Origin of the sequence: uncultured Demequina sp. (genome assembly GCF_913055775.1) — a bacterium.
Lineage (GTDB): Bacteria > Actinomycetota > Actinomycetes > Actinomycetales > Demequinaceae > Demequina.
Genome location: NZ_CAJXJX010000121.1, coordinates 1 through 8,444, shown reverse-complemented (window position 1 = coordinate 8,444; position 8,444 = coordinate 1). Strand labels below are relative to the sequence as shown.

9 protein-coding genes are annotated in these 8,444 nt (G+C 71.4%); 4 read left to right on the top strand and 5 right to left on the bottom strand.

Annotated features, from left to right (window positions below; genetic code table 11):
* Positions 1 to 472 (bottom strand): MFS transporter (locus QZ483_RS11260; protein WP_297084034.1); only part of this gene is annotated, 472 nt, incomplete at its 3' end.
* Positions 473 to 585: 113 nt separating this feature from the next.
* On the opposite strand from QZ483_RS11260, the gene QZ483_RS11255 reads away from it, so the two are divergent.
* From QZ483_RS11255 to gnd, 3 genes are all read left to right on the top strand, one after another.
* A complete protein-coding gene (locus QZ483_RS11255) occupies positions 586 to 1,518 on the top strand; it encodes an oxidoreductase (protein ID WP_297084033.1) in 933 nt (310 codons plus the stop codon).
* 106 nt (positions 1,519 to 1,624) lie between these two features.
* Positions 1,625 to 3,034 carry a glucose-6-phosphate dehydrogenase gene (zwf, locus tag QZ483_RS11250; protein WP_297084031.1) on the top strand — a complete coding sequence of 470 codons (1,410 nt, stop codon included), beginning with the start codon at positions 1,625 to 1,627 and terminating at the stop codon, positions 3,032 to 3,034.
* 51 nt (positions 3,035 to 3,085) lie between these two features.
* Entirely contained in the window at positions 3,086 to 4,126 is a 1,041-nt protein-coding gene (gene gnd / locus QZ483_RS11245; RefSeq protein WP_297084029.1) for a phosphogluconate dehydrogenase (NAD(+)-dependent, decarboxylating), read from the top strand.
* Positions 4,127 to 4,195: 69 nt separating this feature from the next.
* On the opposite strand, the gene QZ483_RS11240 is transcribed toward gnd, so the two are convergent.
* From QZ483_RS11240 to QZ483_RS11225, 4 genes are all read right to left on the bottom strand, one after another.
* Positions 4,196 to 4,654 carry a hypothetical protein gene (locus QZ483_RS11240; RefSeq protein ID WP_297084028.1) on the bottom strand — a complete coding sequence of 153 codons (459 nt, stop codon included), beginning with the start codon at positions 4,652 to 4,654 and terminating at the stop codon, positions 4,196 to 4,198.
* A gap of 4 nt (positions 4,655 to 4,658) precedes the next feature.
* Positions 4,659 to 5,162, bottom strand: coding sequence for an O-acetyl-ADP-ribose deacetylase (locus QZ483_RS11235; RefSeq protein ID WP_297084026.1), 504 nt, complete (start codon positions 5,160 to 5,162; stop codon positions 4,659 to 4,661).
* A 67-nt stretch (positions 5,163 to 5,229) separates the two neighbouring features.
* On the bottom strand, positions 5,230 to 6,102 hold the full coding sequence (locus QZ483_RS11230; protein ID WP_297084024.1) for a phosphodiester glycosidase family protein: 873 nt from the start codon (positions 6,100 to 6,102) through the stop codon (positions 5,230 to 5,232).
* The gene (locus tag QZ483_RS11225; protein WP_297084022.1) at positions 6,099 to 7,814 is read right to left on the bottom strand and encodes a sodium:proton antiporter; all 1,716 of its coding nucleotides are present in this window, start codon (positions 7,812 to 7,814) and stop codon (positions 6,099 to 6,101) included. The genes QZ483_RS11230 and QZ483_RS11225 overlap by 4 nt, the downstream gene beginning before the upstream one ends.
* A 122-nt stretch (positions 7,815 to 7,936) precedes the next feature.
* Between QZ483_RS11225 and QZ483_RS11220 the strand changes: the two genes are divergently transcribed.
* Positions 7,937 to 8,233, top strand: coding sequence for a hypothetical protein (locus QZ483_RS11220; RefSeq protein ID WP_297084020.1), 297 nt, complete (start codon positions 7,937 to 7,939; stop codon positions 8,231 to 8,233).
* Positions 8,234 to 8,444 lie beyond the last annotated feature (211 nt).

Sequence of the window (8,444 nt, the reverse complement as noted above, 5' to 3'; positions counted from 1 at the left end):
TGAGCGGCCCGGCCGCTGCGGACGCTCCGGCGACGCCGCCCAGGATGCCGTACGCCAGCACTCGCTGTGCGCCGCTGTAGGTCCGCACGATCAGCGCCGCGATGGCGGGAATGACCAGGGCGGCCCCCATGCCCTCGACGAAGGACCAGCCCACCAGCAGCACGCCGATGCTCGGCGCGATCGCGGTGACAGCGGACCCGGTGCCGTACACGAGCATGCCGATGGTGAACGCGCGCTTGGGGCCCCACTTGTCGCCGAGCTTGCCGCCCAGCAGCATCAGCGAGGCCATGACCAGCGTGTAGATGGTGATCGCGGACTGGAGACCGACCACGGTCGTGTCGAGGTCCTCCACCACCGCGGAGATCGACACGTTCATGACGGTGGTGTCGAGCACCATGATGAACTGCGCGGCGGCGAGCATCGCGATCACGCCCCACGGGCCCTTGGTCGGCTCAGAGGCCTCATCTGCCACGGGTTTCTCCCCTCTGGGCCTGATTCGAACCTAGCACCGTGCCGGGGCCAGCGCCGGGGAATCCCACGGACAGGTCTCTCGTTACCTGACCACCACCAGCTGAGGAGACATACATGGCATGGTCCGCGGAGGACATCCCCGACCTGACGGGCCGCGTCGCGGTCGTGACGGGCGCCAACGGCGGCCTGGGGCTCGAGACGACTGCCGCGCTGGCGGGCGCGGGAGCGCATGTGGTCATGGCGGCGCGATCGCCCCACAAGACGGCCGATGCGCGGGAGACGATTCGTTCCCGTCACCCGGGCGCGTCCCTCGAGACGGTGCCGCTGGACCTCGCCTCACAGGCGTCGACGCGAGATGCCGCGGCCACGATCGCCGCCGCGCACGCCCGCATCGACATCCTGGTCAACAACGCGGGAGTCATGGCCACGCCCGAGGGACGGACGGAGGACGGCTTCGAGACCCAGCTGGGGATCGACCACCTGGGCCACTGGACCTTCACCGCGGGGCTCCTGGGTCCGCTGGTCGCGGCCGATGCCGCACGGGTGGTGACGGTCACGAGCACCGCGCACCACATGGGCCGGCGCATCGACCCGGCCAACCCGCACCTCGAGGGGACCTACACCGAGTGGAAGGCGTACGGTCAGGCGAAGCTCGCCAACCTCCACTTCGCCTACGGACTCGAGCGGGAACTGCGCGCCGCCGGGACCCGCGCATCGTCCCTCGCGGCGCATCCCGGGTTGTCCCACACCGACCTGCAGAAGCGCACGGTCCGCGAGGGCGGCGGAGGCTCGACCGGCACGTTCTTCGAGTCGCTCGCCGAGCGCCGCGGAATGCCCGCGTGGCGCGGAGCGCTCCCGCAGCTCCGGGCGGCGACCGACCCGTGCGCCCGCGGCGGCCAGTTCTACGGCCCACGCTGGATGAACGTCGGCAACCCCGTGCGCCTCCCGCTGTACCGGCGCATCGGCCTGCAGCGATCGATCGACGTCCTGTGGCAGGTCTCCGAGGACCTGACGGGGGTCCGGCTCGACCCCGCCGCCGTCGCCTGACGCGCGCCGCCACATCCACCGCGCGCGACCCGCGCCGCGCCCCTACTGTGGGATCTGAGCGGGACTGATGCCCCACGCCGCCACCGATCTACCGCGAGGAGCCCCGATGCCCGGCGCCGCACCCGACACCCCCTCCGACGCGCTGGTGTTCTTCGGTGCATCCGGCGACCTGGCCCGCAAGTCCATCTTCCCGTCGCTGTACCGGATGGTGAAGGCCGGCGGGCTGACGGTGCCCGTCGTGGGCGTCGCGTTCTCGCATTGGACCCTCGAGGACCTGCGGCAACGGGCGCGCGAGGCCGTCGAGGCGGGGCCAGGCGGCATCGATGACCCGACGGCGTTCGAGCGCCTCGTGGGCCTCCTGCGCTACGTCGACGGCGACTACAACGCTCCCGCGACGTTCGCCCGGCTGCGCGAGGTGCTCGCCGAGTGCGACTCCCCCACGCACTACCTCGCGATCCCGCCGGTGCTGTTCGGCACCGTGGTCGAGGGGCTCCAGGGCGTGGACCTGCACCGGAACGCACGCGTGGTGGTCGAGAAGCCGTTCGGCCGCGACCTCGCCAGCGCCACGGAGCTCAACGCTGTCATCCGGCAGGCGTTCGACGAGCACGCCATCTTCCGCATCGATCACTTCCTGGGCAAGGAAGAGATCATGAACCTGCTGTATTTCCGGTTCGCCAACGCGATGTTCGAACCCATCTGGAACCGCGACCACATCGAGTCCGTGCAGATCACCCTCGCTGAGGACTTCGGGGTGCGCGGCCGCGGCTCGTTCTACGAGTCCGCGGGAGCGCTGCGCGACGTGGTGGAGAACCACCTGTTCCAGATCGTCGCGCTGCTGACCATGGAGGCCCCGACCTATCAGGGCTACGGCGCTGTGCAGTCGGCAAAGGCGAACGTCTTCAAGGCGATGCGCCCGCTGACCCGCCACGACTACGTGCGCGGCCAGTTCGTGGGCTATCGCGACGAGGACGGCGTGAGCCCGCACTCCGACGTCGAGACCTACGCCGCCGTGAAGCTGCACATCGACTCGTGGCGCTGGGCGGGCGTGCCGTTCTACCTGCGCACCGGCAAGTGCCTCGCGGTCTCCGCCGGGGAGGTCGTGGTCGACTTCAAGCGCCCGCCCCAGGCGCTGTTCGAGGACGCGATGGACCCCGACCAGCACCCCAACCGGCTGCGGTTCCGCCTGTCGCCTGATGGCGAGATCGGGCTCGGGGTGCGCGTGAAGCGGCCCGGCGAGGAGTTCGTGGGCCACGAGCAGGAACTGCTGCTTCCCACCGAGAGCCCGCTCGAGCGTCAGCCCTACGAGCGCCTCCTGACGGACGCACTCAAGGGCGACAGCGCCCTGTTCACCCACGAGGACTCGGTCGAGGCCGCGTGGCGCGTGGTCGACGGGGTGCTGACCGATCACGCGGGCGCGATCCCCTACCGCCCCGGCACGTGGGGCCCCGAAGAGGCCGCCGGACGGCTGATCGGCGACCACGGGCCCTGGCACAACCCGCTCCCCGCCCACGACTGACGCATCCATGCCGGCGCGACTCGCGCATCGGCCCCACTGGAGGAGGACACCATGACGACGGACACGCCGATGCAATTGGGGATGGTGGGGCTAGGGCGCATGGGCGCGGGGCTGTCCCGCAGGCTCATGCGCGACGGCCATACGGTGGCCGCGAACGATGTGTCGCGCGACGCCGTGGACGCTCTCGCCGCCGAGGGCGCAGTGCCCGTGCACGAGCTGGCCGGCTTCGTCACCGCCCTCGACGCGCCTCGAGCCGTGTGGGTGATGGTGCCCGCCGGGGCCATCACGCAGTCCGTGATCGAGTCTCTCGCGGAGGTGCTCGAGCCCGGGGACACGATCATCGACGGCGGCAACAGCTACTACCGCGACGACATCGCGCACGCCGCGATGCTGCGCGAGCGCGGCATCCACCTCGTCGACTGCGGCACCTCGGGCGGCGTGCACGGACTCGAGCGCGGCTTCTGCCTGATGATCGGGGGCGAGGAGGAGGCCGTCGCTCGCCTGGCGCCCATCTGGGACACGATCGCGCCTGGAGTCGAGGCCGCCGAGCGCACTCCTGGGCGCGACGGCGACCCCATCAGCGCGGAGCACGGCTGGCTGCACTGCGGCCCGAGCGGCGCAGGCCACTTCGTGAAGATGGTCCACAACGGCATCGAGTACGGCCTGATGGCCGCGTACGCCGAGGGCCTCAACGTGCTGCGCAACGCGAACGTCGGCAAGGCCGAACGGCAGGCCGATGCGGAGACGGCACCTCTGTCGCAGCCCGAGTACTACCAGTACGACATCGACACGGCCGCGGTGGCGGAGGTGTGGCGGCGCGGCTCGGTGATCGGCTCGTGGCTGCTGGACCTCACCGCGGAGAAGCTGCACGAGGACGCCGACCTCACGGAATTCTCGGGTCACGTGTCGGACTCCGGCGAGGGCCGCTGGACGTCGATCGCGGCGATCGACGAGGGCGTTCCGACTCCGGTGCTCACCACCGCGCTGTACTCGCGCTTCGCCTCGCGCGACCTCGATATCTACGCGGAGAAGGTGCTGTCCGCGATGCGCAAGGGGTTCGGCGGACACGAGGAGAAGCCCACCGGCGAATAGCTGCGACCGTAGGGTTCGGGCGGCTGCATCACGCCTGCGACCCGCGATTTCAGACGACGAGGCGCGGTCTCAGACGGCGAGGCGCGGGCGGACCGCATCCACGAGCGCCTGTTCATCGTCGACGCCCAGGTAGACCTCCGTGCCGTCGCGCATCGTCAGCACCACGGCACTGGTCCCGAGCATCGTGTATGCGACCGCGCGGCGCTTGAAGCCGTAGCGCCAGCCCCAGCCGCCGAACTCCCGGATGGGACGGTAGGTGCGCTTCTCGATCTCCTTGACGTCGCTCAGCAGCACGTCGCGCTTGAGCACCCCGCCGAGGTTCACGTGAACCCACTCCGCGTCCACGGTGATGGTGAGCGGGATCAGCAGCAGCGCGAACAGCACGACGATCGTGATGAGGCAGATGACGGGAGTCTCTGCCCACGCGCCGGTGGCCGCGAAGATCGCCAGGCACAGCGCGAGCGCGAGCCCCAGGCTCCAGGCGACCACGCGGTTCTGGTACGAGAACTGGCGCGAGCGGAACGTCATGCCGTCAGGCTAGCCGCTCGGTGTAGAGCCCCAGGTCGTAGTCCGAGTAGCAGCAGAAGATGACCTCGCGGATCGAACGGTGCTCCGCGACGGCCTCGCGCACCGCGGCGACGGCGACATCCGCCGCGTAGTCCTGCGGGTAGCCGTAGGTCCCCGTCGAGATGCACGGGAACGCGACGGTCGCGAGCCCGTGACCCGCCGCGAGCCTGATCGACTCGCGGTAGCACGACGCGAGCACCTCGGACTCGCCGTGCTGGCCTCCGCGCCAGATTGGTCCGACCGTGTGGATGACGTGGGTCGCCGGCAGACGGTGGCCGCCCGTCATCTTGGCCTCCCCGGGTTCGCAGCCGCCCAGTTCGCGGCACTCGTCGCGCAGTTCGGGGCCCGCCGCGGCGTGGATGGCCCCGTCGACGCCGGACCCGCCCAGGAGGGTCTCGTTAGCGGCATTGACGATCGCATCGACGTCGAGCGTCGTGATGTCGCCTCGGATCGCGCGCAGTTCCGTCATGACCCCAGTGTTGCGCAGGCGGGGGCGATGTGCACGGCCCCGCGCGGGCGATGCGCGATGAGAGCGTTCACCGTTGTCGGGCGGTGATGACCCCTGCGTAGGGGCCGGACAGCAGGCTGGGCTCGGACAGCCCGTCGACCCACAGATCCGAGACCTGGCCGTCCAGGTAGAGCGCGTCGTCGACGCCCAGCTCATCGCGGAACAGCGTCGCGAAGTCCCAGAAGTTGGTGAGCGCGGTCGACATCGCCAGGTAGACGGTCGTGCCGTCGGGGCTCACTCCGACGCCGCTACGCAGCGCCAGGTTGGTCGAGCCCTCGTTGAAGGCGGGGTGGATCTCGCCATCGAGCACCAGCGCGGGGCCGGACTGGGTCGCGTGCACCACGCCGGCCGGCTCGTAGGCGGTGCTGTCGACCACGGTGGCGGTGCCGTCGTCGAGGACGGCGAAGACCGCGTTGGGCAGCAGGTGGAAGTTGCCGCCGCCGTCGGCGAGGTTGAGCGCGACGAGCTCCTCGCCGTCGGAGACCAGCAGCCCGCCCGGCCGCAGCGACGGCGTGAAGATGCCGGCGTTGGTGGCGAGCGCGATCGTGGGATCGGCGGCGACCACATCCGCGAGCATCTCTCCCCCGGCGTCCGGGTCCCAGTCGATCCGCACGTCCCACGTGTCGAGAGGCAGCGTGACGACCGCGTAGCGGCGATCGGCGTGGGTGAGGATCTGGGTGTCCGTCAGGCCGGAGCCGATGCGCTCGGGCCCGCCCGGCGTCGCTTCAGTCGAGGCGGGCGGGGTCGTGCCGGGCGTGGCGTCCGCGTCGCTCGCGCCCACTCCCGGCGTCACGGTGACTGTGGCGGCCGGGTCGGGGTCAGCGCCGCTGCACCCGGCGAGGACTATCGCCGTCACGACGGCGACGCCCAAGGCCATCCGTGCACGGCGCGCAGGCGTCACAGCTCCAGCCGGATCTGCTCGTGGTCGAGCTCCGTCAGCATCGCGGACAGCGTGGCCGAACTGAACGTGCCGAGACTGCGCGCGTCGAGGAGGGCGTCGCGCTGCGCGTGGATGACGGCGAGCCGCTCGGCAGTGTCGCCGACACCCGTGCTGTCGCGACCCGAGCCACCGTCACTCGGGCCACCGTCACTCGAGCCACCGGCGCTCGCGCTGTCGTCACTCGTGCGACCGTCACCGGTGCCGCCGTCACGGAAGGCGGCCCGCGCATCGGCCGCCGCCGTGTCGAGCTGATCGCGAAGCCGCGCGCGCTCATCCGCCTCCTCCTGGGGCGTCGCGCCTCGCGACGGCTTGAGCAGGCGGACGGCCCACGCGACCGTGCCACCCTGGATCACGAGCGACCCGATCGCCACGAAATAGGCGATGAGCACGAGCAGGGAGCGCCCCGGAGTGTCGGTGGGCAGCGTCTGCGCGGCTGCGACCGTGACGACGCCGCGCATGCCGGCCCACACCATGAGCGCGCCTTCGCGTGGCCCCAACGGAGCGCGCAGGAGGTACGAGATGTCCGCCTCCGCGCGAGTGAGCCTGCGATGCGCGTGCTCCTCGGACCGCGCGCGGCCCGCGAGCCGCCCTACCATGCGACGCAGCGCCTCGTAGGACGTATCCGGGTCTTCGAGCTGCGTCCGGGCATGCTCGATGTGCGGGATGAGGGCCGCGGCGCGGCGGGCGCGGCGGGCCTGGCCGGCGAGCAGCGGCGCGATGAATGCCGCGCGGAGCGTCAGCACGGCGACCAGCGTGATCGCGGCGATGGAGAGAGCGAAGCCCACGCCGGCGTGGTCGCGCTCGACGTCCTCGATGGTCGCGATCAGCTCGAGTCCCAGGATCAGGTAGATCGCACCCTCGAGCATCAGCTCGATCGCGCGCCAGGTCTGGTGGTCGGACTGCCGCACCTGGGGCGACAGCGCGCGTGCCGCGCCGTTGCCGGTGACCAGCCCGGCGACCACCGCTGCGACCAGCCCCGAGGCCCCCACGAGCTCGGCGGGGATCGACGCCAGGAACGGGACCGTGAAGGTGAAGACGGTGTTGGCGGTGGTGTCGCGGATGCGCGCGCTGACCCACAGGTTGATGCGCGCCACGATCCAGCCGATCGCGACGGCCAGCGCCATCGCGACGACGAACTGCCACGCCACCGTCCACACGGTGACGGCGGACGCCGCGGCGGCCACGGCGCCGCGCAGGAGCACCAGCGCGGTCGCGTCGTTGAGCAGGCTCTCCCCCTCGAGCAGCGACACCACGCGCGGCGAGACGCCCAGGCGCTTGATGATCGCGGTCGCGACGGGGTCCGACGGCGACACGATCGCGCCCAGCGCGAATGCCCACGGCCACGCCAGGTCCGGGATGATCGCGTGGAACAGCGCGCCCAGCAGCACGGTCGAGACGATCGTCAACACGACCGACAGCGCGCCGATGGACTTGAACTCGCGGCGGAAGTCGGTCGCCGGGATCGAGACGCCGGCCGCGTAGAGCAGCGGCGGCAGCACACCCGCGAGGATGATCTCCGGGTCGATCTCCACCTCGGGGACCCCGGGGATCAGGCTGACGGCCACCCCGAGCGCGACGAGGATCAGCGGTGCCGCAACGCCGATGCGTGGTCCGAGGGTCGTGGCCATGGCGATCGCGATGAGCGCGACCACGCCGATGATCAGGAACTCCACGCACCACCTCCGCCGGGGACCGAACCCGGTCATCGTATCGACTGGAGGGCCTGGGACTGGGGACCCTGGAGGATGCCGTCCCCGCGCTGTAGTGTCGGCACCACGTGACCTGAGGAGACGAGATGACCGCCACCGCGCGCATCGCAATGCCCGCACCCGCGGGCGCCCCATCGTCCCCCCGCGTCCCCACGCTCGCGCGGGGTGACGCGGGACGCGAGGCGATGGCGATGCGCATGTGGGTCACGGCGCTGACGGCACGAGGCGCCGTGGTCACGGACGGCGAGGGGTCCGTGGTCTGGCGGCTCGAGCCGGCAGGCTTCGCCGCGATCGCCGATGCGCTGGCGGTGGGGATCACTGCCGTGGACTTCCTGGGTGACGGCCGGGCCCGCATCGCGGGCACGGAGATCTCCGTCGCGTAGGCGGGGGTCGCGTCGCCGCGGAGGCGGCGTCGCTGAGGCCGCCTCGCGCCGAGAGCCCGGTACGCTCACCGGCATGCCTGCCGCTGATCCCCACGACCCTCGGCGCCGCGCGCTCATCGGCCGTCGCCGTGACCCTCTCGCGCTCATCGATGGCGAGCTGTGGACGGTGCGCGGCCATGAGTTCGACCGGAGGGGGCATCGCCCGCCCGCC